Here is a 23,365-nt window from a genome sequence, read left to right as displayed (position 1 = left end):
TTTAAAAATGCCAATTTTACAATCCACTTTCAAACCTTTATTTCAATTCAAAAACGGATTCGTTTCAACGGTATATTCTGGGATTTTGCGTAAAGTGAAAATAGAACAAAAAAGAGAGCGCATTGAAACTCGTGATGAAGATTTTTTGGATTTGGATTGGAGTTATTCCGCAGAAAAATCAAACCAAGTCATCATACTTCTTCACGGACTTGAAGGTCACGCACAACGACCTTATGTTACAGCAACAGCAAAGCTTTTTAACCAAAATGGAGTGGATGCGGTTTGTATGAATTTTAGAGGTTGTAGCGGTGAGGATAACCGGTTTTATCATAGTTATCATTCTGGCGCAACAAAAGATTTGGATGATATAGTTCAACATTGTATTAAAAACAAAAACTACTCAAAAATCTATATTAAGGGCATTAGCTTAGGCGGTAATGTGGTATTAAAATATTTAGGAGAGGATAGGGTTTTACCACAGGAAATTAAAGCAGGCATTGGGATTTCTGTCCCTGTTCATTTAGATGGGTCTTCAACCGAATTACAGAAACTTAAAAACAGACCATTTGCGATTCGATTTAGAAAACATTTAATCGATAAATTAAAAATTAAGCAAAAACAATTTCCAGAACAACTGAAAGACGAACACCTTAAAACCTTAAAAACCTTGAGAGCCTTTGACGATTTTTACACCTCAAAAGCGCACGGTTTTAAAGATGCTTTGGATTATTACACCAAATCCAGTAGCCTACAATTTTTACCCAACATCAAAGTGCCCACCTTAATCATAAATGCCTTAAACGATTCTTTTTTATCTTCGGAATGCTACCCAGTCAAAGAAGCTAAACACAATGATAATTTGTATTTGGAAATGCCAAATTATGGAGGTCATGTTGGTTTTATTCAAAAAGGCGATGTATATTACAACGAGAAAAGAGCCTTAGAATTTGTAAGGCAATTTGATACCCATAACTAAATGTCAACCCTAAAAACCGCAATAATTTCCAACGCCAATGGGATGGAACTCCACGTTTCCAATTTTGGTGCTGCCATCATTAGTTTGAAAGTGCCAAATAAACAGGGAGCTTTTACCGAAGTTGTTGTTGGTCTATCCTCACCATTAGATTATTTAAAAGATGATTATCTCGATCAAAATCGATGTTTGGGCAGTTCTATTGGTAGATATGCTGGTCGAATTTCGGGAGGTGGTTATAAGATAGATGGGATATTTTATAAATTGTCACAACGTGAGCATCAGCATTTGCATGGTGGTTTTAAAGGATTTGATAAACGCTACTGGGATTTTGAGAGCGTAGAGCGCAATGAGAATCCTACCATAAAATTATCGTATGAAAGCGCACATTTAGAAGAAGGTCATCCAGGACATTTAAAAGTTACTGTCACCTATCAAATCACCGAAAATAACGAGCTCATCATTACTTACAATGCCCAAACCGATAAGCCTACACACGTCAATCTAACAAACCATTCCTATTTTAATCTCTGCGGAAATGGAACCATTTTAAACCATAAACTCCAAATAGCAAGCAATCGTTATTTAGAGGTAGATGAAAACACGCTTCCAACTGGAAGGATTGTATCTTCGGAAGGAACGATAATGGATCGACGACAACTTGACATCATAAATAAAAACGGATTTAAAGGTTACGACGATACCTTTATGTTATCGTCGGAAGTGTCTTGTGCAAAGCTCATTTGCGAAGAAACAGGAATCGAAATGATTGTAGACACAAACCAACCAGCACTTGTGGTTTTTACACCTCAAAATTTTGATAATCTATCGCTAAAGGAAGGTTTAAAATACAGTGATTATCCTGCTATTTGTTTTGAAGCCCAAAATTATCCTGATGCGCCAAACCATATGGATTTTCCCTCCTCATTATTGCAACCCAGTGAAGTTTATGAGAATATCACAAGTTTTAAATTTTCTATAATTCATTAGAAATAAGACTTTTAATTATTTAAGTAGGAGTAAGCAGTCTATGGTCTGATATTTATAGTCTATCGTCTAATTTTCCAATTTCCGAAGGAAACCCTTCAACCACAATGCCCCAAAGTTCTGGCAAAACAAAATACACAAACAGCGTTACAACGATTATGGAGATGATATTCATCACAATACCTTTGCTTACCATATCGGGAATGCGCAAATAACCAGAGCCAAAAACCACTGCATTTGGAGGTGTTGCAACAGGTAACATAAATGCACAAGATGCTGCTACTGCCGCGCCAACCATTAAAATAAAGGGATGGATGTCTACCGTAATTGCCATTGGAGCTAAAACTGGTAAGAGCATTGCTGTGGTGGCGAGATTTGAGGTAATTTCGGTTAAAAAATTGACTGCAGCTACTAATAAAAGTATGAGTAAAATAGTTGTGATGCCAGCAAATAGTGTCATTTGGTTTCCAATCCATTCTGCTAATCCGCTGGTTTGAAATCCTTGCGCAAGAGCCATTCCGCCACCAAAAAGGAGAATAATTCCCCAAGGTAATTTGACAACTTCTTCCCAATTGATGATTTGCTCTTTTTTGTTCTTTGCTGGAATTAAAAATAAAAGGATAGCAAAAAAAACAGCTATTATAGTGTCGTCTAGAGCTGGTAAAAAACCGTTTAATAAAAAGGAACGTGTAATCCAGCAAAAAGCTGTGATAGCGAACGTAATAGCGACCACTTTTTCTTCGTAGGTTATGTTTCCTAAAGTTTTTAGGAGTCTTTTTATTTCTTGTTTTCCGCCAGGAAATTCGGTTTGTGTGAACTTAAATGCGTAGCGTGTGAGATATTTCCAACAGATAAAAAGCAACAGTATCGAAATTGGGAATCCAAATATGAACCATTGCGAAAACGTAATTTCGTAACCATAAATATCTTCTACAACACCAGCTAACACGAGATTTGGTGGTGTGCCTATTAAAGTTGCTATTCCACCAATGGAGGCACTATAAGCGATGGCGAGCATGAGTGATTTTCCGAAGATAGAATTTTCGTTTTCAATGGTATTTGGATTGTCCTTAAGTTGTTTAATGATGGCAATCCCAATTGGGAGCATCATTACTGAAGTTGCGGTGTTTGAAATCCACATCGATAAAAACGCGGTAGCCACCATAAAACCTAGAATGATTTTACGTATATCGCTACCAATGATGTTTATGATATTGAGTGCGATGCGTTTGTGGAGATTCCATTTTTCTATGGCAATGGCGATGATAAATCCACCTAAATAAAGAAATACATATTTGTGCCCAAAAGCACTGGTTGTGGTGGATAAATCCAACCCACCAGATAACGGAAATAAAACAATTGGTAGTAATGCTGTGACAGCAATCGGTATGGCTTCTGTAATCCACCAGACAGCGATCCAAGCGGTTGATGCAAGAACAGCTATGCCTTGAGGCGATAAGCCTTCGGGTTTAAAAAATAGCAGGATTGAGGTGAATAGCGTTGGTCCAAGAACAAGTCCGATACGTTGGGTGAGCGTCATATTTCAAAATTGATTGTACTAAGATATACAATTTCATGAGATTGAAATTGGTGTTTTGTATGAGATTAAAAAGAGCTTACTTAACGAAAAGCTAATAATCTAATTATGTGTTTTACAGATTGTTGTGTGGATGTATTTTTATCGTATTTTGTTTGTAGTTTTAATTTTTTTAGTAAATTAGACACTTAATTATCCCTATAATTAATTAATAGAGCCATTTAATTTTGTTACAATTAATAATAATTTTAAATCATTTTTATGTTTTTAAAAAATATAGGGAAGTTAGCTGTCCGTTTTCTTCAGTTTGTCGATAAGGTGATTTCTGCTTTTGGTAAATTTGGTAAATCTTCTTATTTAAGTCTTCTCTTTTTAGGTATTGTTTTATTATTGGTACAGGCATTGGAACAAGCCAATACCTTGCTTGTTGATATGATAGAGACCGATAAAACGTCTTTGATTTTTTGTTTTATTGTTATTTCTGTATTTGCATCTGTATTATCCCATTATCCACGATATATTTATTATGCAGAAAATATTAACGACAGTCGAGATGATCACCAATGGTACCTGTACAAGTGGTTTGGCTACGCCATATTTATCTTTTCAAAAATAGATAGAGATTACAAGCAAGATTTCAAGGCAAAATTTTTTCGTCATTGTTTGGGATTGGTCATCTTCATAATCTGGCATTATTATATTTATCAAACGTTCTATCCAAAATTGGTTTTTAGTGGTCAAAATATTGCTATGATCCAAGGTGTTACACTATTGTTATCTGTTTTACCTGGAATTGTTTTAATAATACTATTACATAAATTTGATACCTATCAAGATGACGTTGTCAATGCTGGAAAAAATGATACACAGCTTGAAAACGCAAAAAATCGTAAAAAAGGGTTTTATACATTAGGAGTAACAATGCTTTTAGTACTTGTTGGGTTGGTGATAATTACCTCAATAGTGCTTATTATTGTTCTGGATTTTAGTTTAACCGGCTATTGGCTATTACAGATTTTTACGTTTTTATTGGCATTAATGTATATCCTATTTAGAACTTTTAGGGTTTATGTGCGCAATGTATATTTCTTTTTTAATGACATAAGTAGTAGTGTGGGCTATTTGCGTTACTATTTTGTATTTGCAATTGTGGTTATTTTATTTTTAATCTATAGTAATTTTGCGGTTTATTTTAATTGGAAACTCACCAATGCCATGCTTATTTTATTGTGCTATTTATTTATAGCCTATTACACATTAGCCTGTTTGGTGAAGTATTTCTTTATGTTGACCATTTTTAAGACTCAAAAAGAAGATTTAGACAAAAATGCTTACGTTACCAATAAAAGTTACTTATACACTTCTGGCGTGATGTCTAAAAACAGGCATCGTTTATTGCCATTGACTGAGCAGCATCAATTTTATTTAAGAAGAAGACTCATAAGCTCAATAGCTACATTGGCCATAATAGTTTTGATAATAGTGTCTGTTTCTTCGGAAAGTTTAATACACGAATTACAGGTTTACAAAACAGTAGAGAATGAAGACGTTTTACAACTAGATGAGTTTAAGGATAAGCTTAGAGAACGAACAGATCAACCTCTGTTTTTTGTCGCTGCGCATGGTGGTGGACTAAAAGCCAACATCTGGACCATGAAGGTTTTAAATGAAATCCAAATGAATACCGATGGAGAGTTTCTCAATCAAACGGTTTCATTTTCTGGCGCATCGGGAGGTATGATGGGCGTATCGCTGTATTCGGTTTTGGGAGGTGAATATGAAAGCGACTATAAAGCTATTGAGCAAAAAATAAATGAAGTTGCCAGTGAGAATTTTGCTTCAAAGGATTTGGCCTTGGCTTTCGGATATGATTTTTTTAGAAAATTTTATCCGTTTAACAAAATTGGAGCCTATCGAGACAGATCTTATTATTCAATGGTGACCTATCGAAATATTCTGGAAAATAGAACTGAAATGGTCTTAGACTCGACCTCTTTTAATAGCTATTGGAAAACGAATATCTTCAACAATAAAAAAGGCTATTTCCCGTCCTTAATTATAAATACAGCAAAAACAAATGGGCAACGAGGTGTGTTTTATTCGGTTAAATATCCTCGTGATTCCACATTGTTTTATAATTCCGATAACTTATCACAATTGCACAATGGCTCCATTGCTTACTACGAAGCAGTGTCTTCAACCAATAGATTTCCTGCACTTAGTCCCGCAGCCAAAATAAAAAACTATGGTCATTATATTGATGCAGGTGCTATTGATAATAGCGGACTTCTAAGTTCAATAGATTTACATAATTATCTGCTTAAGGACTCAACACTCAACAAAACCAAAAAAGTGTTTGTAGAAATTATTAACGGTCGAAATAATTACATCTGGCATCTCATTCAAAAGTTTAAAGAGGAAAAAAATATAGCACACTTCAAAATAAATGAAAAAGAGCAGGATAATATCATTGCAGACTTAAAAACAGGTTTAAACTTAGATAAGATACCAAACTATCTAAACGACTTTTTAGAAGATTGGAGCAAAGACCCATTAGTGACTTATGTGCCTATTTATTTGCCTTTTCAAATAGAATTATCTGAAGTTGAAAACTTTTTAGGAGGAGAAATCATAGATGATGATCAGGTTATAGAGCTTAATTATTTTTTAGATCGAGAAAACGCCAAAGTAAAACGTGAGATCAATGATAATGGTTCTGTTTGGGAAACTTACGAGCCAACTTTAGCTAGGCATTTAAGCGCAAGTACCATCACCTATTACGATCGGGTAATTGAAAGCACCTTGATTACAGAACAAATTAAGGAAATCAAAGCACTCTTAAAAAATCAAAATTAATCATTATGAAATCCATTAACTCCATCAACCAAATTCCATTACATTACGCAAGATTAGTAAACCATCCTTATGGAACGCGAGGAGAGCAACGCAACTTTTCTATAGACACCAATTTTTTTAATGTATTAAAAGAAGCTCTTGATGAGGTGTTTTCAAATTGTCCTCTAGGAAAACCAGAAGTCATTACTACCGCAGGAATTTTTGTAGATAAGCCAGGACAACATGGTCACGGAACCGCTTTTGATCTCGACGCTATTTTTTGGAAAGATAAAACATTGATTACCAATAATTTTATTCATCACAAAGAACTGTATTTGGGTATAGAATCTTTTCTTCGGAAGCACTTCGGGATCGTGCTCAACTATTATTACACCAATCATGAAGACCATTGGCATGTCGATACAAGTGTTGCGGTCGATTATCAAGAATCGTCAAAATCTGAAACGCTTTATCTTCAAATGGTTTTGAAATATATCTACGGAAAACCAGTTATTATTGACGGACTTTCAGGACCACAAACCAGAGGTCATACTAAAGATGTATTTGACAGGCTCAATATTAACACACCAATAACCACGAAAGTGAATTATCTAAAGTTCTTGGATCTCACAGGTAAGGTGGCTTTTAAACTTTCCGAAGAAAAAATAACACCATTACAATTATTAGAAAATCTGCAAACCGTTGTCAATCAATTGCCAACAACAAATAGACATATGGTAAGGGAGGCGCTCAATACGTTTGTTGATTATGATGATACGTCAAGATGGTTGAGTGGGATTTCACATCATCACGATCTGGATTCGGTTATAGATGATGTATTAAATTCTTAAAACACAAATTATGGAAACATACGAAGTAGGCACAAATAAGCCCATAAAATTAAAGGTTGCTATTGCTACGGAATCTATCCCTATAAGCTACGCATTTTTATACCACTCCATAGATGATCAAGTACCTTATGCTACAATTGCACCATTTGATCCCACGCAAAAAACCGGTTGGAAGCAGTTGGATGGAGGTAATGAAGTGCAATCAAAGATTTTTAGGGTGTTGACTTTTTGCAGGTTTTTTAATCCGTTTCCAAATGAGGAAACATTTAATCTAGCGGTAATGCAAATTGAAGATTCTTACGTGGCTAGCGTTAATGGAGGCGAGGAAGGCGCTTTTGAGATGAGCGTAAAAGTTAGTGCCTTTTTTGAAAATAAATCATGTATTCTTGAAAGCGAATTAAAATTCACATAACATTATGAAGCACTTAGTTTTTTTTACGTTTTTAATGACTTCACTTGGTTTTTCGCAATCAGCCCCAAACCCAACTGTAGCATTAAAAAATATAGCGCCACCAAGCTCTCCAGCATTTGTGTTGATGGATTTGACACCTTCAAATATTATTGTTCCAGAGAATATCCAGGCATTTTCAATACAAACGATTAGTGCATTTTCTGGAGACAGCTCCAATGGTCTTTCTAACAATAATTACGCAGTAGAGTTTCAACCGTATTGGTATGTGAAACGGGAAAACATGAATTTTTTTAAGTATAACAATCTTAAGCCAGAAACAACAAATGGAAATAATCTAAATCCTGAAGATTATACGCGATATAATGTTTTTGGTGATGCCTGGAAGCGAGCATCGGTATCTCTGGCCTTAATGAACGGTAATTTTAATGTGTTTGAAAATCCGCAATCGTTTGTGTCTGTTGGAGCGAGAACACGATTACTTTCTTTTAAAACCAAAACACAGCGTGAGGCTGTCATTTCGCAATATTCTACTTACAATCAATTTATGTCAAGCCCAGAGGTAATTACTATTTTTGCAAATCCAAGTTTAAGTGCTTCGGAAAAAAATACAGCGATTACAAATCTCGATACTTACAATACGATAGTTGACGATTTTGAAAAAACACTCAACCAGAAACCATTGTTTGCACTTGATGTTGCTGTGGCCTATAGTCATTTTATGGGTGACGAAAGTCAGGATTTAGACGATGCTTTTGGTCGATTGGGTGTTTGGGCATCTGGAGATTTGGCGTTCTATACACCCACTATTGGAGACAATAGCCATATTCATTTTTATGGTGTATTTAGATATTTACGTGATGGCCTCAACATCAACCCAGACTCTGGAGATTTATTAATTGAAGATGCTATAGATTATGGTGCAAAACTAGAATTTGAACTCGACAATCTCTCTTTTGCTTACGAGTATATTACCAGAGATATTAATAATGAAAATGAAGAACGCTCCATAGGCTCAATTAGGTATAAAATAAATAACGCCTTTACACTAAATGGAGGTTTTGGAAAAAACTTTAAAAGCGATGGAGAAACAGTAGCCCTTTTTGGCGTACAATGGGGAATTGATTTTGGTGGTTCGGTTGGATTGAATTCCAGCAACTAAAGAAATTTGGGCAAAAACTAATTAGTTCAATCAAAATTCCTACATTTAAGCAAACCAACTGATTATGCTCAAAAAAGTTTTTGGAAGCGCTGTATTTGGCGTTGAGGCTACAACGATTACAGTTGAGGTCAATGTCGATAGTGGAATCGGTTATCATCTCGTAGGTCTTCCAGATAACGCGATAAAGGAGAGTAATTTTAGAATTGCTGCTGCACTTCAAAATAACGGTTATAAAATTCCCGGAAAAAAGATTATTATCAACATGTCGCCTGCCGATTTACGTAAAGAAGGGTCGTCTTACGACCTCACGTTGGCCATCGGTATTTTGGTGGCTACAAATCAAATTAAAGGCGACGATATTGATAAATATCTCATCATGGGTGAGTTATCACTCGACGGAAATTTGCAACCTATAAGAGGAGCCCTTCCCATTGCAGTAAAGGCTAGGGAAGAAGGTTTTAAAGGATTTATCCTTCCGAAGCAAAATGCAAAAGAAGCAGCAATCGTTGATGGATTGGAAGTTTTTGGAGTTGACAATATTGAGCAAGTCATCAAATTTTTTGATTTAGGAGAGCCTTTAGAGCAAACTATTATAAATACAAGAGAAGAATTTTATAAGAATCTGGATTTCCCAGAATTCGATTTTAGCGATGTCAAAGGACAGGAAAGTATCAAACGTTGTATGGAAATTGCAGCAGCTGGCGGACATAATATTATTTTGATTGGTCCACCAGGAGCAGGAAAAACGATGCTTGCCAAACGATTGCCAAGTATTTTGCCACCAATGACCTTGCATGAGGCTTTGGAGACGACCAAAATACATTCGGTTGTTGGTCGTGTTAAGGAACATACGGGTTTGATGGCGCAAAGACCGTTTAGGAGTCCGCATCATACGATATCCAATGTGGCACTAGTAGGTGGTGGAAGCTATCCGCAACCAGGAGAAATCTCATTATCCCATAACGGAGTTTTGTTCTTGGATGAACTCCCAGAATTTAAACGCGAAGTTTTAGAAGTGATGCGTCAACCTTTGGAAGACCGTGAAGTCACGATTTCTAGGGCAAAATTTACAGTGACGTATCCATCATCGTTTATGTTGGTGGCGAGTATGAACCCTAGTCCTGGAGGTTATTTTAATGATCCCAATGCACCTGTAACCTCTTCACCTGCGGAAATGCAACGGTACTTGAGTAAAATCTCTGGACCATTATTGGACCGTATTGATATTCATATAGAAGTCACGCCCGTACCTTTTGATAAACTGGCAGATGAACGTAAAGGAGAAACTTCAGTAGAAATAAGAAAACGTGTTACTGCAGCTCGGGAAATTCAAACACAACGTTTTAAAGAATCTGATAAAGTGCATTACAATGCCCAAATGAATACAAAATTTTTAAGACAACACTGTAAATTGGATGATGCGTCGATGCAGCTTTTAAAAACTGCGATGGAGCGTTTAAATTTGTCTGCAAGAGCCTATGATAGAATTTTGAAAGTATCACGAACTATTGCAGATCTTGAAGCAGCAGATGATATTAATGGTTCTCATATTTCCGAAGCTATACAATATAGAAGTATGGATCGTGAGGGTTGGTTGGGGTAATAAATTCCTGCGAGGGGAGGAAACCCTGATAAAAGAGAATAGATTTTTAATTACTTTCTATAATCCGCTTCATCAAAAGTATCCATCCATTGAAGGATCATATCCTGTCCTTTGTCATCTGTAATCTTTAGTAGATTCCTAAATTCAACAATTTTTTTATTGATGTCTGTTATGTTGTCTGCAACGAGGTATATTCTTGAGAAGACTTGTTTTTCGGTGCCTAACATTTCAGCAGTAACAATATCACCAGTTTTAAATCTGTCTAGTACAAAAATAACATTGTCATCATTTTGAATTTGCTCTAAACCTTTAATTGCATCTATTTCTCCGCCTTTTAATAGCACCCAAATGGTACAGGCGATTTTTCCTTTAAATCTAAAGTCATTTTTAGTTACAAAATCATCACCACCAAAATTACCGGTAAGTGCAAAATTGACGAGCATTTCTCTGTGGTCAAAACCATTAATGTGAGCAATGGGTAGGTGAGGTGCTTCACCTTGTAACCTAAAACCTGGATCGTAAGCATAAAAGACACCATCTTCAACAAAGAACTGAAGATTTAATACACCGTTTTGGACATCTAAAGATTCAAAAAACTTGGTTAATTTAGGGTTGACCTCTTTTACAAATTGCTCGGTATATTTAGATGGAAATATAGCTCCAATGCAAACGGGACTTGAGTCACCTTGTTTTTTAGTTGTAAATCGATCTGAAATTGCAGATAGGTAAGCTTTGCCATCCTTAAAGGTATAATAAGCAGCCATGTCATCACAATCCATATATCTCTCTACTAACACCACTCCTTTTTTAGAGAATTTTAAAGCAGTTTTAACTGAGTTTTTATAATCATCTTCGTCTCTGCAAATCTTCATGCCAACACCACCACCATTATCAACAGGCTTAATCATTACTGGGAATTTCATTTGTTGAGTATTCTCAATACTTTCTGTCTCACTTATGTAAATTCCTGGTATATCCTGAATATTATGTACTATACAATATCTTTTAAAACCATCCTTGCTACAAAATGCATCAACAGCTTCTTCTGTGACATAGCAATGAAAATTTAACTTTTCACATATTTTTTTGTAAGGTGCGACCAATATATCGGCAACGCCAACCAAAACACCATCAACTTTAAGTCTTTTTGCTAAATTAACGACTTCGTCTACATTGAAAACTTCTATGTCATAACTTTCGTCTGCAATTTGTTTTGCAGGAGAAAGCGGATTAGGATCAACGACAATTATATATATTCCCATTGACATCGCTGTTTTTACCAAAATCGCTGTTTCTGGGTTTCCGCCAAGAATAATAAGTTTTTTTGTCATATTTTAACCTAAATGATTGATTGCAAATATTTTATATAGTAGCATTTTTTTTAAATTCGAAATCTTTATTAAATCCAATTTCAGCTAAAAGTGTATCAATGTCGATTTCGTTTGTGTTGATCTTCAAAACTTTAGAATTATTGATTCCCATTAATCCCAATTCAATTTTTATAGCATTGTAAATTGAAGGGTTTATGGTTGCTATTATTAAAAAATCAAACTCATCGTTTTTAATAGAACTAATAGGCTGTACGGAGTTTCCATTTATATTGAGCTTATGAAAATCAAGGTCTATCCATTTTACGATTTCAAAAAAATCTGTTTTTTTATTTGTGGATAAAATGTGTTGTCCAAAAGAACCAGAACTATATACCACGATTTTAGAATGTCTTTTAGCTTTAACAAAGGGATTGAAAATAATGTCTCCCTCGTCGTTGAGTATAATTCCGCCACATCTTACTAATATTTGAGAATAGAGGTATAATTTGATTTGATTATTAAGGATCTCTGAATCTAGAATATGGCTAAGTTTCGTTTTTAAAAAGCTCATTAGTAAACCTAGTCTGTAGAATTCTGTTTGTGGGTCTTCTATTGACTTTACGATGGAATCAAATCTTTGTCTGTAATAATATAATGGGATTTTACTTATTACAAGTCCTTTTGAGATGGCTAAATAGGAATAGGTAATAGCAGCATCTTCTCCCATTACAATATCATTTGGCACATCAAAAAGAATTAATTCTAATAACTCTCTTTTAAAAAGTTTGTTCCATACATATGTTGATATACCATGCTCGCAAAAGTCACCATTATAGATGGCCTTAGGCATGATTTCAGTTGCGATATCTTTAGCATTATAAACACCAGCTAATTTAGGTTTGATGGTTTCTATTTTTCCGTCAAACTCTCTAAAGTGGCCAGTTTCAACTAAATCTGCATCATTGGCTTCTGCAAGTTTAAAGAGGGTGTCTAAATAGTATTTATCTACCCAATCATCTCCATCTACAAAAGCAATATATTTTCCTGAAGCATTCTTCAATCCTTCTTTTCTGGCGCTTAATAATCCTCCATTTTCTTTATGAATGACTTGGATTCTGCTATCTTTTTTTGCGAAATCATCACAAATTTGGGGAGAACTATCTTGGCTTCCGTCGTCAACAAGAATGAGTTCAAAATCGTGAAAAGATTGTTCCAAAAGACTAACCACACAAGTGGGTAAGTATTTTTCAATTCGAAAAACAGGAACAATGACACTAATTTTAATGTTATTCATTTAATTAAATTGTATTTAACTCAATATAAAATAATCCACCACCAAAAATATCACTTTTATTGTCACTTTTCGCAGTTGTAACATATAAGTTAGAGTGATTATCAAAACAACATGATGTCACATTAGTACAAGGCAGATTTATTTTTTTAATACGTTTTCCATTTTCAGGATTCCATTGAGATATGCACTCACCGTTCCATTCGGCAATCCAGAGCATACCATTTTTATCTATACACATACCGTCTGGATTGCTAGAGCCTTTAAATTCAATTATATAGGAACTAAATTCTACATTTCCAGTGTTTAAATCATAGCGGTATTTTGCAACTTTATTTGTTAGAGTATCAATGAAATATAGAAATTTGTTATCTAATGAAAAAGTTAATCCGTTTGAGATTGTGGTGTCTTTTATAATCGTTTTATAATCGCCTTTATGATATGAGAAAACCTGTCCTATATTTTCTTTTATCTTCGGAAATCCCATCGTACCAACTATTATACGCCCAATAGGATCTTTAATTCCGTCATTGAATCTTACATTATCTTCTATCTCTATTTTAAATGCTAACTTAGTTTTTAAGGTATTAAAATCAATTTCAAAAAAACCATTTTTAGCAGCTGCCAATATTTTTTTATGACTTTTTATAAAAACTGAGCCTACGGGAGAATCTAATTTTACACTTAATATTTGTTTACTTTCAGGATTATAACAATACACTAAACCCTCTAAAATAGATACAAAATACAGGAGATTGTTGTCTTTATCAAATATAGGTCCTTCGAGAAGTTCAGAGTTTGAATAAAAAACCAAATGTTGTTTCATAAATCTTTAGATGTATTCCCCTCCAGTAATTCTTATTAAAGAACCAGTTGTCATAGCAGATTCATCTGAGATAAAATGCATAACAGCAGGAACGGGATCAAAACGATTAAGCATACGACCCATTGGGATAATGTCCTTAGCTTTATTTTTTAATGCTTGCTCACTAATGCCTTCACTCGCTCTTAAATCTACTTCACCTTCGGTATTGGTCCATCCCATCACAACATAATTTGATCTAACACCATATTTGGCATAATGATGAGCAATGTGATTTGACAATGTATAGAGAGCACTTTTTGTTAGTGCATAGGCAGTTCTGTCTTCTTGACCATAATCCATATGAGCAGAACCAAAGAAAATAATTGAGCCTCTATTTTCTTCTACCATAGATTTTAAAACATGCTTTATTAAAAAATAAGGAGCTTTAAGGTTAACATTAAATACTTGGTCGTAAATCTCTTCTTCCGTGTTAGTTAGAGAAGACACTGGAGTTATGCCAGCATAGATAACTAAAGCATCGATATTTCCAAATTTCTCAATAGTTTTTGTATGGAAATTTTCAATCTCATTTATAGAGTTGAGATCAATTTCATGAAAATAAAGTTGATCTTTGCTTTGTAAATCTTCTATGATCTTATGGCCTTGAGTTTGGTCTCTTCCAGAAAATGCGACATTGTAGCCTTTTTTTAAACAAGATTTTAGTATTTCATTACCAACACCTTTCGTACCTCCTAAAATCATTACTGTTTTCATACAACTTAGGTTATATAAACCTTTCGGACGAATTTATAAAAATTTTAGTTAACGTGTTTCTGTGCGTTGCATATTTTCGTTTAAATACCTAAAAAAACAGAAATCTAGTAATCGTAATATAAAAATCCTTGATTTTTTGATACCTTAAACCCGAAAATGATTTGAGAGTAATCTTGGTTTTGAGTTCCCAATTTTGAATTTTAATCAAATTTACCTCGGAAATTCAAAAAATCCAATCCCCTTGATTGTCCATTAAAATTAATGCTAAATAATAAACAGAATTAAATTGTAATAGCTATAAAATCATGAAGACATCATTTTTAATATTAATCTCAATTTGTTTTTTTGCGTGCAATTCTTCCGAAGAAAAGACAAAAGAAATTATTGAACAAAAAGTTGAAGTAACACAATCTAAAATACCTGAAATCAATTTAGAAGAAGCAAGTCGGTTGGCTCAGTTGCCAATTCACTGTATTCAAACCGAATATCCAAATAAACTCAATCAAACCATTGGCGGAGAGGAAGATTTAAAATCACCTAAAGATTTGCATCCTGCTTTTTATGGTTGTTTTGATTGGCACTCTGCAGTTCATGGTCATTGGAGTTTAGTAAGTTTATTGAGGCAATATCCAAATTTGGAAAATGCAGATGAGATTAAGTCTATGCTGCTTGAAAATCTGTCTCAAGAACATATAAAGGCAGAGGTTGATTATTTCTTCGGAAAGTACAACTCAACATACGAAAGAACCTACGGTTGGGCTTGGTTATTGAAATTGGCAGAAGAACTTCATAAATGGGACGACCCAATATCTAAACAATTAGAGTCTAATCTACAGTCACTTACAAGCTTGATCGTAGAAAAGTATATCGAGTTTCTCCCGAAGTTAAATTATCCCATAAGAGTTGGTGAGCATCCAAATACTGCCTTTGGGTTGTCGTTCGCTTACGATTATGCAAAAACATTGGGCGACGAGCAATTGCAGGCATTAATAGAACAACGCGCAAAAGATTTTTACAGTAATGATAAAGATTGCCCATTAAGTTGGGAGCCTAGCGGATTCGATTTTTTGTCTCCATGTTTTGAAGAAGCTGCGTTGATGAAGCGCGTATTGCCAATAGAAGACTTTAAAACGTGGCTCAACGATTTTCTTCCGCAGTTAAAAAATAAAAATTTCACTTTAGCAACAGGAAAAGTAAGCGATAGAACCGATGGGAAACTGGTTCATCTTGATGGTGTTAACTTCTCAAGGGCATGGAGTTTAAATGAAATTGCTAGGGATTTGCCAGAATATAACCATCTTAGAAATATTGCAAATCAACATATTAACTATTCTTTGCCAAGTATTGTTGGAGATAGTTACGAAGGCGGTCATTGGTTGGGTAGTTTTGCTATTTATGCTTTAAATTCTGTTGAGCGTGATTAAAAACTGGTTTAAAAACATTGGCCCAGGACCATTGGTTGCTGCAGCATTTATTGGTCCTGGAACAGTAACTACGTGTACTTTGGCTGGTGTAAACTTCGGGTTTGCGTTGCTTTGGGCAATGTTGCTTTCAGTTTTTGCGACGATTGTTTTGCAGGAAATGTCTGCGAGGTTAGGAATTGTCTCTCAAAAAGGACTTTCCGAAGTGATTAGGACCGAGATCTCAAGCCCTGTCTTTCGCTCGCTCGCCATCATTTTAATTCTATCTGCCATTGTCGTTGGTAATGCAGCCTATGAAGCTGGAAATATAAGTGGTAGCGTTTTAGGTCTGGAGGCTTTGTTTGGTAACTCCCAAATTTTGATTGGCCATTTGTCTTTAAGTGTTTTTCCTTTGGTTATAGGAGCTGTTGCGTTTTCGATCTTGTACATTGGGAATTATAAGGTTTTAGAAAAAGTGCTGGTGTCCTTGGTGATTCTTATGAGTTTGGCCTTTTTAGTGACCGCTATATTGACCAAGCCAGATATTTTAGAAGTGTTGAAAGGGCTTTTTGTGCCAAAGTATTCAGGTGAAAGTATTTTAACCGTTATTGCTTTGGTGGGTACTACGGTTGTGCCATACAATCTGTTTTTGCACGCATCTTTGGTTAAGGAGAAATGGAAACATGAAAGTGATTTGAAATACGCAAGAAAAGATACGATTATAGCTGTAGTCTTAGGCGGAATTGTTTCTATGAGCATCATAATCTCTGCTGCTGCAATCAAAACTTTTGAAGTAAACAATGCGGTGGATTTGGCAAAAGGTTTGGAGCCTCTTTTTGGGGACTTTGCATCTTATTTTTTGTCAATTGGTTTGTTCGCAGCTGGCATTACAAGTGCAATCACTGCACCATTGGCAGCAGCTTATGTGGCTTCGGGATGTTTGGGTTGGAGCACGAATATGAAAACAAAACGATTTAGAATCGTATGGATGTTTATTTTGGGATTGGGTGTTTTGTTTTCGTCTGTTGGGTTTAAATCCATAGAAATCATAAAATTTGCTCAAGTGGCTAATGGGCTGCTGTTACCCGTAATTGCTGGCTTTTTGCTTTGGGTTATGAATAAAACGTCCATTCTTGGGAAATACAAAAATACCAGTTTGCAAAATGTACTTGGTGTTGTGATTTGCGGATTAGCTTTATTTCTTGGAGCAAAAAGTATTCTCAAAGTATTTGAACTGATTTAAAATGATGAAAACAATAGATATCAACTGCGATTTAGGTGAAGGCATGGGCAATGAAGCGCAACTTATGCCATTAATCTCTTCTTGCAATATTGCCTGTGGTGGACATGCTGGAGATTTGCAAAGCATGAAAGAGGCGGTGATTTTAGCCAAATCAAATCATGTAAAAATTGGTGCGCATCCCTCGTTTCCCGATAAATTGAATTTTGGGAGAACTAAAATGGATATGAACTCAACAGATTTATTTGATGCTCTAAAACACCAAATAGAGCTTTTAAAATCCCTTGTCGAGAGGGCGCAATTGCAGTTGCATCACGTTAAGCCTCATGGAGCACTTTACAATATAGCCTCGGTTGATGAGAGAACCGCTAAGATTGTTGTTGGTGTAGTAAAAACAATAGATGAAAACTTAATAGTATATGCGCCTTTTAAATCGGTTATTTCTGAAATAGCCAAAACCGAAGGGATTAAAATAATGCATGAAGTATTCGCAGACCGAAACTATAATGACGATTTGACTTTGGTGTCAAGAAATCTAAAAAATGCGTTGATTCACGACCCAAACATAATGTTTGACCATGTTTATAATATGATTCACTTCGGAAAAGTAAACACTATAAATAAAGTGGAAGTGGAGCTGAAAGCGGATACATTTTGCGTGCATGGTGACGGTAAAAATGTGGTCGAAAATCTAAAGCAATTAATAGCTAAATTAAAGCATCATCACATTGAAATTTCTTGATCAAATTTGAAGAACTTTAAGCTGACATATAAACGATTTTCGGAAGCTTCTATTTTGATAGAATGGCCTCAGGAAATCTCTGAAAACATCCTAAACGATGTTCTTGTTTATAAAAATCATCTTCTAGAATTAGATATTGAATCATTGGTTCAAATAAATAACGCATATAATTCGTTATTAGTTATTTATAGTGTTACTATTGATAATATCAATAGTAGGTTTTTAGAGTTAAAACAGTATTATAAAAGTCGAAATATACTAAAAAAAAGGGAATCAAAATTATTCAAAATTCCTGTGTGTTATGACGAACATTTCGGGTTGGATTTAGTTGAGATTTCCGAAGAAAAAAATAGGTCAATAAAGGACATTGTTGAGTTGCATTACAGTACAATTTACACGGTTTATTTTATTGGATTTTTACCCGGTTTTTTATACTTGGGAGGATTGGATGAGCGCTTATATTTTCCGAGGAAAAATAGTCCGAGACACGAGATTAAAAAAGGAGCGATTGCAATTGGAGGGTCGCAAACGGGAATGTATCCAAATGCAAGTCCTGGAGGTTGGAACATAATTGGTAATTCTCCGGTTGAGTTATTTCTTCCGAAGAAAAAAGAACCTTGTTTTGCGACGTCGGGTGATAAAATTGAGTTTTTTCCAATTTCGAGAACAGAATATGATTTGATCAAAAGAGAGGTTGCGCTTGGAACCTACAAAATAGAAAGCGAGGTGCTTGATGGTTGAAGTTCTAAAAACAGGTTTGTTGGATACGATACAGGATTTGGGGCGATTTGGGTTTTCTAATTATGGTGTGCCAGCTTCGGGCGTGATGGATCGCTATTCAGCACTTTTGGGAAATTCTATTTTGGGCAATGATAGCAATGCTGCTGTTATTGAAAGTATTGGTTTTGGTCCGCATCTCAAGTTTTCAAAGAGTACATTGATTTGTGTCACTGGAGCGATTATGAACTCAAGCTTAGATGATGTGCCTATTAAAAATAATGTAGTTATTAAAGTGGATGAAGGTTCAATATTGAGGTTTGGGAAACTTGAAGCGGGATGTCGGGTTTATATTTCGGTTTTTGGTGGTTTTCAAACTGAGATAATAATGAACAGTCGCAGTATGTATGGTGGAGTGACTTCACATGAGAAATTGATGAAAGGTGATATGTTGCCCATTTTAGGTTTAAATAAGAAGAATATACCAACATTTTCATCTGTAAAAACGGATGCAAACCATTTTAAGGGTAATGATTTAGAGGTTTTTAAGGGACCGGAATTTGATTTTCTTTCCACTTTTCAGCAAGAAAGATTATTTAATACTTTGCTTACCGTTTCTAAAGAAAGTAACCGCATGGCCTATCAATTTGATGAGCCTTTTGAGAACGATTTAAAAAGTATCATAACTTCGTTGGTTCTTCCTGGAACTGCACAGTTGACGCCATCTGGAAAACTTATTGTTTTGATGAGGGATTGCCAGATTACTGGTGGATATCCAAGAGTTTTACAATTAACCGAAAAGTCTATAAGCAAACTTTCTCAGCAGTTCACGTGTAGGAAAATTGCGTTAAAACGTATTAATTAGTAAGAAAATTGAATAATTTTAACATTAAAAATAGTTTTGTATACAGATTTTCAATACTTTGCGCCCACTATTAATTCAAACTAACCAAATTATGAAAAATTTAGTATTACTTATTTTAGGATTCCTTTTAGGGGCTTTGGCTATGTACTTTTATTGTCAAAAAGATAAAGACTCTTTAGAAGGAATGAACCCTTTGGTGCCAAGAGGTATTATCAATCCAGATCAAATTAAAACATTAACGCAAGCCTATAACTCTAGGTACGATAGCATTAATGCAACAGTTTTTAAAGATGTAAAAGGAGGAGACAATAGGTCATCATGGTATTCTTTAGAAGATGTTCGAAACTATTTGACTATTGCAGAACAGCAAGCCAAAGATTTGAAATATAATATGGATGGTGTACGTTTGTATTTAGGTGCTCAACCAATGGTTGGTGACACGCCTGGTTATACCACATTATTATTTGTACCAACAGGAACACCTATGGGTTCTGAAGGAAATTTGCTTAACTTTACACTTCAAGGAGGTGGAGGTCGTGATATTCCAGGAGGACCTGGATTGGATATGGGTAATGGAGGAGATCCACCGTCATCAAATTATCCTCAATAAGGCCATTTTATGATAGAGTACTTAATAAAGCATAGTGGATTAATAATAATGTTTTTTGAATTTATTGCTGCTTTATTAGGTACTTTGTTTTTTTTGAAAAACAAAGTGTCTTTATTCAAGTCAATAGCTCTTTTTTTATGGTTCACGCTTATAATTGAAATTTTAGGGAAATACACTTTATACATAGATGATTTATCATTTTTAAAACTCCTTAAAGACACAGTGTTTGAGAGAAATTTTTGGTTATATAATTTTTATGGTATTTTTCAGGTGTTTTTTCATTTATTAGTTTTTCTAAGTATTGTAAAAGCTAAAAACTCTCTTCGAACTTTAAAATTTCTTCTTGCTTTATTTACCATTGCCACTGCAACTATATTGGTAATAAATCATGAATATTATTTCGTAAAATATATCAATGATAATTTCTATGCGGGTTCATTTACAATTCTAGTATGTGTATTCGTTTATTTTTATGAGATTTTGAACAGTGATAAAATCCTAAGCTTTTATAAATCATTCACATTTTATTATAGTGTAGGACTATTGGTTTGGTGGTTAGTATTTCCACCTTTAGTTATTTATTATGACTATTACACACCTTATTACCCAGAGTTTATAAAAGTAAAAAGGATAATTTTATTGCTAGTTAATATTTTTATGTATAGTTGTTTTATATTTGGTTTTGTATGGCACAAGGAACAATAGATAAAGAAACGTTAGATTTTACGATTTTAATCTATTCAATTGTAGTTATAATAATAATAACAGTTCTTATTGTTTTATTTCTGGTGACATTTCAAAAAAGAAAAAGTAAGCTTTTGTTAGATCAAATCAATCAGCAAAAAGCCTTCGACGAAGAAATTTCCCGTTCCCAAACCGAAATTCAAGAGCAAACCTTAAAACACGTTGGCAGGGAATTACATGACAATGTTGGACAATTGCTCGCTTTTGCCAATATGCAATTGAACGCACTTGGAGCAAAGGTACCAGGAAGCTTAAAAACGAATGTCACTGAAACCACACAAATAGTAAAAGACAGCTTAACAGAGGTTCGAGCGCTCTCAAAATCTTTAAATAATGACGTGCTGTCTCATATGGGATTGGAAGCTTCAATAAAAAACGAGATTGAGCGTCTAAACCGAATGAATTTTATTTCGGAATTGCAAATCATTGGAAACCAGAGAGCGCTTAATGACAAAAAACATGAGATCATCATATTCAGGATTTTGCAAGAGTTCTTTTCTAACTCGGTCAAATATTCCGAAGCAACAAAAATTGAGGTCATTTTAGATTACCAGTCTGAAAAAATGCTGATTACAGTAAAAGATAATGGTGTTGGATTTGATTTGGATTCCGCAGAAAAAGGATCAGGACTCATTAATATGAAAGGTAGGGCAGAACTTATCAATACTGCATTTGATTTGGATTCAAAAGTTGGAGAAGGAGTGAGGTTGAGGCTTACTTATCCTTTTAGCTAACGTTTTTTAAACTTCACATGCATTCCAGATAGGATCATCTGGTAAATTTGCAATTACATCAATAGTTTCTTGAGACACAGGATGCAAAAACTGCAAACGTCTGGCATGTAAACTAATACTCGCGTCTTTATTGCTTCGGTCAAAACCGTATTTTAAATCGCCTTTTATTGGAGAGCCTATATTGGCTAGTTGCACTCTAATTTGGTGATGTCGTCCCGTTTCTAATTCAATTTCCAAAAGAAAATAATTATCCAGAGCTTTCAATAATTTGTAATGTAAAATCGCTTTTTTACTGTTTTCAATTTCCTTCGGAAAAGTGCTAGATTTATTATTTTTCGGATTTTTTTTAAGCCAGTTAACCAGAGTGTCTTGAGGTTTTTCTGGAGCGTTTTTTACAATAGCCCAATAGGTTTTATTGGCTTTTTTTTCAGAAAACAACTTATTGAGTCTTGGTAGCGCTTTACTGGTTTTTGCAAACATGACAATTCCCGTTGTTGGTCTGTCCAGTCTATGCACAACGCCTAAATACACATTGCCAGGTTTGTTGTATTTATCCTTAATATAATCTTTAACAACATCGCTCAAAGGCTTGTCTCCGGTTTTGTCACCTTGTACGATATCACCAGCTCGTTTGTTTACGATGATAATATGGTTGTCTTCGTAAATAACTTGAAGATTTGACTTGTTAGAAAGGGTTTTAGACATTTTAATTTACTTAAAGAAAATATTATAAAGAATTAGAATAATTGTTAGAAATACCATAGAAACAAAATTGTTAATTGCTATTTCTTCAAGATAATAAGAATAGGATTTATCCTTTTTAAAAAATAACCATCTAATTAGAGCTCCAGGATAATTAAGAATTAATCCACAAATAAAACGGGCAATGAATTCCATGATTTAGTATTAGTAAAATATTCCCTTAAGAGAAATGATTAAAGGAGTTAATACTGCTCATTATCGTTCGGGAAATCAACAGCTTTAACATCATTCACATACTGTCCGATCGCGTTGGTCATATCTTCGTACAAGTTCATGTATCGTCTTAAAAACCGCGGATTGAACTCATGGGTCATCCCAATCATATCGTGGAGCACAAGCACTTGACCATCAACACCAGCGCCAGCGCCAATGCCAATTACAGGGATCGAGACACTCTCAGCTACCTCCTGGGCTAATTTTGCAGGTATCTTTTCAACTACAATTCCAAAACAACCTGCTTTTTCCAGCATCAAGGCATCTTCTTTAAGTTGCTCAGCCTCTTGCTCTTCTTTTGCTCGAACCGTATAAGTTCCAAATTTATAAATAGATTGAGGTGTTAAGCCCAAATGTCCCATCACAGGAATTCCTGCATTTAAAATGCGTTTTATCGACTCTTTTACCTCTTTTCCACCTTCCATTTTTACAGCATGGCCTCCAGATTCTTTCATGATTCTTATGGCAGAGCGCAACGCCTCTTTAGGGTCACTTTGGTAACTTCCAAAAGGCAAATCTACAACCACCAAAGCACGTTCTGTCGCTCTTACCACAGACGATGCGTGATAGATCATTTGATCCAGAGTAATCGGTAAAGTCGTTTCGTGTCCAGCCATCACATTACTTGCAGAATCACCAACCAAAATCACATCCACACCAGCACCATCAACAATTTTCGCCATGGTATAATCGTATGCAGTCAACATTGATATTTTCTCGTTGTGACGTTTCATCTCAACAAGTGATTTTACGGTAATTCTTTTATAATCTTTTTTAGCTGTAGACATGTGGTGATTTTTA

General features: G+C 34.8%; 22 protein-coding genes. 15 read left to right on the top strand and 7 right to left on the bottom strand.

The window, feature by feature from the left end; translation table 11 throughout:
• Positions 1-7 precede the first annotated feature (7 nt).
• Both GQ40_RS06355 and GQ40_RS06350 read left to right on the top strand, forming a co-directional pair.
• Positions 8-976, top strand: a complete 969-nt coding sequence (locus GQ40_RS06355) for a YheT family hydrolase (protein WP_047546772.1) — start codon at positions 8-10, stop codon at positions 974-976.
• Positions 977-1,963 carry an aldose epimerase family protein gene (locus tag GQ40_RS06350; protein WP_047546770.1) on the top strand — a complete coding sequence of 329 codons (987 nt, stop codon included), beginning with the start codon at positions 977-979 and terminating at the stop codon, positions 1,961-1,963.
• Between the two features lie 52 nt (positions 1,964-2,015).
• Here the strand turns inward: GQ40_RS06350 and GQ40_RS06345 are convergent, their stop codons facing one another.
• Entirely contained in the window at positions 2,016-3,500 is a 1,485-nt protein-coding gene (locus tag GQ40_RS06345) for an SLC13 family permease (RefSeq protein ID WP_047546768.1), read from the bottom strand.
• 258 nt (positions 3,501-3,758) lie between these two features.
• Between GQ40_RS06345 and GQ40_RS06340 the strand changes: the two genes are divergently transcribed.
• From GQ40_RS06340 to GQ40_RS06320, 5 genes are all read left to right on the top strand, one after another.
• Positions 3,759-6,353, top strand: coding sequence for a hypothetical protein (locus GQ40_RS06340; RefSeq protein WP_047546766.1), 2,595 nt, complete (start codon positions 3,759-3,761; stop codon positions 6,351-6,353).
• Positions 6,354-6,358: 5 nt separating this feature from the next.
• Positions 6,359-7,183: a hypothetical protein gene (locus tag GQ40_RS06335; RefSeq protein WP_047546764.1), complete on the top strand. Its 825-nt coding sequence runs from the start codon at positions 6,359-6,361 to the stop codon at positions 7,181-7,183.
• A 10-nt stretch (positions 7,184-7,193) separates the two neighbouring features.
• Positions 7,194-7,595, top strand: a complete 402-nt coding sequence (locus GQ40_RS06330; RefSeq protein WP_047546762.1) for a hypothetical protein — start codon at positions 7,194-7,196, stop codon at positions 7,593-7,595.
• 4 nt (positions 7,596-7,599) lie between these two features.
• The gene (locus tag GQ40_RS06325; protein ID WP_156115529.1) at positions 7,600-8,754 is read left to right on the top strand and encodes a hypothetical protein; all 1,155 of its coding nucleotides are present in this window, start codon (positions 7,600-7,602) and stop codon (positions 8,752-8,754) included.
• A 64-nt stretch (positions 8,755-8,818) separates the two neighbouring features.
• On the top strand, positions 8,819-10,357 hold the full coding sequence (locus GQ40_RS06320; protein WP_047546758.1) for a YifB family Mg chelatase-like AAA ATPase: 1,539 nt from the start codon (positions 8,819-8,821) through the stop codon (positions 10,355-10,357).
• Between the two features lie 50 nt (positions 10,358-10,407).
• Here GQ40_RS06320 and GQ40_RS06315 read toward each other — a convergent pair whose 3' ends face one another.
• The 4 genes from GQ40_RS06315 to GQ40_RS06300 are packed head-to-tail and all read right to left on the bottom strand — an operon-like array spanning position 10,408 to position 14,537.
• Complete coding sequence (locus GQ40_RS06315) at positions 10,408-11,688, bottom strand: acetyl-CoA carboxylase biotin carboxylase subunit family protein (protein ID WP_047546756.1); 1,281 nt, start codon at positions 11,686-11,688, stop codon at positions 10,408-10,410.
• 31 nt (positions 11,689-11,719) lie between these two features.
• Positions 11,720-12,961, bottom strand: a complete 1,242-nt coding sequence (locus GQ40_RS06310) for a glycosyltransferase family 2 protein (protein ID WP_047546754.1) — start codon at positions 12,959-12,961, stop codon at positions 11,720-11,722.
• A gap of 4 nt (positions 12,962-12,965) precedes the next feature.
• Positions 12,966-13,784 (bottom strand): SMP-30/gluconolactonase/LRE family protein, encoded by an 819-nt coding sequence (locus GQ40_RS06305; RefSeq protein ID WP_047546752.1) that lies wholly within the window; start codon positions 13,782-13,784, stop codon positions 12,966-12,968.
• 6 nt (positions 13,785-13,790) lie between these two features.
• Positions 13,791-14,537 (bottom strand): SDR family NAD(P)-dependent oxidoreductase, encoded by a 747-nt coding sequence (locus GQ40_RS06300; protein ID WP_047546750.1) that lies wholly within the window; start codon positions 14,535-14,537, stop codon positions 13,791-13,793.
• A gap of 305 nt (positions 14,538-14,842) precedes the next feature.
• On the opposite strand from GQ40_RS06300, the gene GQ40_RS06295 reads away from it, so the two are divergent.
• The 8 genes from GQ40_RS06295 (at position 14,843) to GQ40_RS06260 (ending at position 21,589) form a co-directional block, all read left to right on the top strand.
• Complete coding sequence (locus GQ40_RS06295; RefSeq protein WP_047546747.1) at positions 14,843-15,961, top strand: DUF2891 domain-containing protein; 1,119 nt, start codon at positions 14,843-14,845, stop codon at positions 15,959-15,961.
• Entirely contained in the window at positions 15,954-17,180 is a 1,227-nt protein-coding gene (locus GQ40_RS06290; RefSeq protein ID WP_047551574.1) for an Nramp family divalent metal transporter, read from the top strand. Before GQ40_RS06295 ends, GQ40_RS06290 begins: the two co-directional genes overlap by 8 nt.
• A 1-nt stretch (position 17,181) precedes the next feature.
• Complete coding sequence (gene pxpA / locus GQ40_RS06285; RefSeq protein WP_231565550.1) at positions 17,182-17,919, top strand: 5-oxoprolinase subunit PxpA; 738 nt, start codon at positions 17,182-17,184, stop codon at positions 17,917-17,919.
• A 6-nt stretch (positions 17,920-17,925) separates the two neighbouring features.
• Positions 17,926-18,660 (top strand): 5-oxoprolinase subunit PxpB, encoded by a 735-nt coding sequence (gene pxpB, locus GQ40_RS06280; RefSeq protein ID WP_052184165.1) that lies wholly within the window; start codon positions 17,926-17,928, stop codon positions 18,658-18,660.
• Complete coding sequence (locus tag GQ40_RS06275; protein WP_047546745.1) at positions 18,653-19,501, top strand: biotin-dependent carboxyltransferase family protein; 849 nt, start codon at positions 18,653-18,655, stop codon at positions 19,499-19,501. The genes pxpB and GQ40_RS06275 overlap by 8 nt, the downstream gene beginning before the upstream one ends.
• A gap of 91 nt (positions 19,502-19,592) precedes the next feature.
• On the top strand, positions 19,593-20,111 hold the full coding sequence (locus GQ40_RS06270; protein ID WP_047546743.1) for a hypothetical protein: 519 nt from the start codon (positions 19,593-19,595) through the stop codon (positions 20,109-20,111).
• Positions 20,112-20,120: 9 nt separating this feature from the next.
• Positions 20,121-20,816, top strand: a complete 696-nt coding sequence (locus GQ40_RS17050; RefSeq protein WP_156115528.1) for a hypothetical protein — start codon at positions 20,121-20,123, stop codon at positions 20,814-20,816.
• Positions 20,798-21,589: a sensor histidine kinase gene (locus GQ40_RS06260; protein WP_047546741.1), complete on the top strand. Its 792-nt coding sequence runs from the start codon at positions 20,798-20,800 to the stop codon at positions 21,587-21,589. The genes GQ40_RS17050 and GQ40_RS06260 overlap by 19 nt, the downstream gene beginning before the upstream one ends.
• A gap of 6 nt (positions 21,590-21,595) precedes the next feature.
• On the opposite strand, the gene GQ40_RS06255 is transcribed toward GQ40_RS06260, so the two are convergent.
• Together GQ40_RS06255 and panB are read right to left on the bottom strand one after the other, a co-directional pair.
• The gene (locus tag GQ40_RS06255; RefSeq protein ID WP_047546739.1) at positions 21,596-22,294 is read right to left on the bottom strand and encodes an RluA family pseudouridine synthase; all 699 of its coding nucleotides are present in this window, start codon (positions 22,292-22,294) and stop codon (positions 21,596-21,598) included.
• A gap of 239 nt (positions 22,295-22,533) precedes the next feature.
• On the bottom strand, positions 22,534-23,352 hold the full coding sequence (panB, locus tag GQ40_RS06250; RefSeq protein ID WP_047546737.1) for a 3-methyl-2-oxobutanoate hydroxymethyltransferase: 819 nt from the start codon (positions 23,350-23,352) through the stop codon (positions 22,534-22,536).
• Between the last annotated feature and the right edge of the window lie 13 nt (positions 23,353-23,365).

Source organism: Psychroserpens sp. Hel_I_66 (assembly GCF_000799465.1).
GTDB lineage: Bacteria > Bacteroidota > Bacteroidia > Flavobacteriales > Flavobacteriaceae > Psychroserpens.
This window is presented reverse-complemented; position numbering and strand designations above follow the sequence as displayed.

What these genes read in the sequence shown, in the direction of transcription:
- GQ40_RS06355 (WP_047546772.1), top strand. Translation starts at nt 8, where the DNA reads ATGCCAATTTTACAATCCACTTTCAAACCTTTATTTCAATTCAAAAAC.
- GQ40_RS06350 (WP_047546770.1), top strand. Translation starts at nt 977, where the DNA reads ATGTCAACCCTAAAAACCGCAATAATTTCCAACGCCAATGGGATGGAA.
- GQ40_RS06345 (WP_047546768.1), bottom strand. Translation starts at nt 3,500, where the DNA reads ATGACGCTCACCCAACGTATCGGACTTGTTCTTGGACCAACGCTATTC.
- GQ40_RS06340 (WP_047546766.1), top strand. Translation starts at nt 3,759, where the DNA reads ATGTTTTTAAAAAATATAGGGAAGTTAGCTGTCCGTTTTCTTCAGTTT.
- GQ40_RS06335 (WP_047546764.1), top strand. Translation starts at nt 6,359, where the DNA reads ATGAAATCCATTAACTCCATCAACCAAATTCCATTACATTACGCAAGA.
- GQ40_RS06330 (WP_047546762.1), top strand. Translation starts at nt 7,194, where the DNA reads ATGGAAACATACGAAGTAGGCACAAATAAGCCCATAAAATTAAAGGTT.
- GQ40_RS06325 (WP_156115529.1), top strand. Translation starts at nt 7,600, where the DNA reads ATGAAGCACTTAGTTTTTTTTACGTTTTTAATGACTTCACTTGGTTTT.
- GQ40_RS06320 (WP_047546758.1), top strand. Translation starts at nt 8,819, where the DNA reads ATGCTCAAAAAAGTTTTTGGAAGCGCTGTATTTGGCGTTGAGGCTACA.
- GQ40_RS06315 (WP_047546756.1), bottom strand. Translation starts at nt 11,688, where the DNA reads ATGACAAAAAAACTTATTATTCTTGGCGGAAACCCAGAAACAGCGATT.
- GQ40_RS06310 (WP_047546754.1), bottom strand. Translation starts at nt 12,961, where the DNA reads ATGAATAACATTAAAATTAGTGTCATTGTTCCTGTTTTTCGAATTGAA.
- GQ40_RS06305 (WP_047546752.1), bottom strand. Translation starts at nt 13,784, where the DNA reads ATGAAACAACATTTGGTTTTTTATTCAAACTCTGAACTTCTCGAAGGA.
- GQ40_RS06300 (WP_047546750.1), bottom strand. Translation starts at nt 14,537, where the DNA reads ATGAAAACAGTAATGATTTTAGGAGGTACGAAAGGTGTTGGTAATGAA.
- GQ40_RS06295 (WP_047546747.1), top strand. Translation starts at nt 14,843, where the DNA reads ATGAAGACATCATTTTTAATATTAATCTCAATTTGTTTTTTTGCGTGC.
- pxpA (WP_231565550.1), top strand. Translation starts at nt 17,182, where the DNA reads ATGATGAAAACAATAGATATCAACTGCGATTTAGGTGAAGGCATGGGC.
- GQ40_RS06275 (WP_047546745.1), top strand. Translation starts at nt 18,653, where the DNA reads ATGGTTGAAGTTCTAAAAACAGGTTTGTTGGATACGATACAGGATTTG.
- GQ40_RS06270 (WP_047546743.1), top strand. Translation starts at nt 19,593, where the DNA reads ATGAAAAATTTAGTATTACTTATTTTAGGATTCCTTTTAGGGGCTTTG.
- GQ40_RS17050 (WP_156115528.1), top strand. Translation starts at nt 20,121, where the DNA reads ATGATAGAGTACTTAATAAAGCATAGTGGATTAATAATAATGTTTTTT.
- GQ40_RS06260 (WP_047546741.1), top strand. Translation starts at nt 20,798, where the DNA reads ATGGCACAAGGAACAATAGATAAAGAAACGTTAGATTTTACGATTTTA.
- GQ40_RS06255 (WP_047546739.1), bottom strand. Translation starts at nt 22,294, where the DNA reads ATGTCTAAAACCCTTTCTAACAAGTCAAATCTTCAAGTTATTTACGAA.
- panB (WP_047546737.1), bottom strand. Translation starts at nt 23,352, where the DNA reads ATGTCTACAGCTAAAAAAGATTATAAAAGAATTACCGTAAAATCACTT.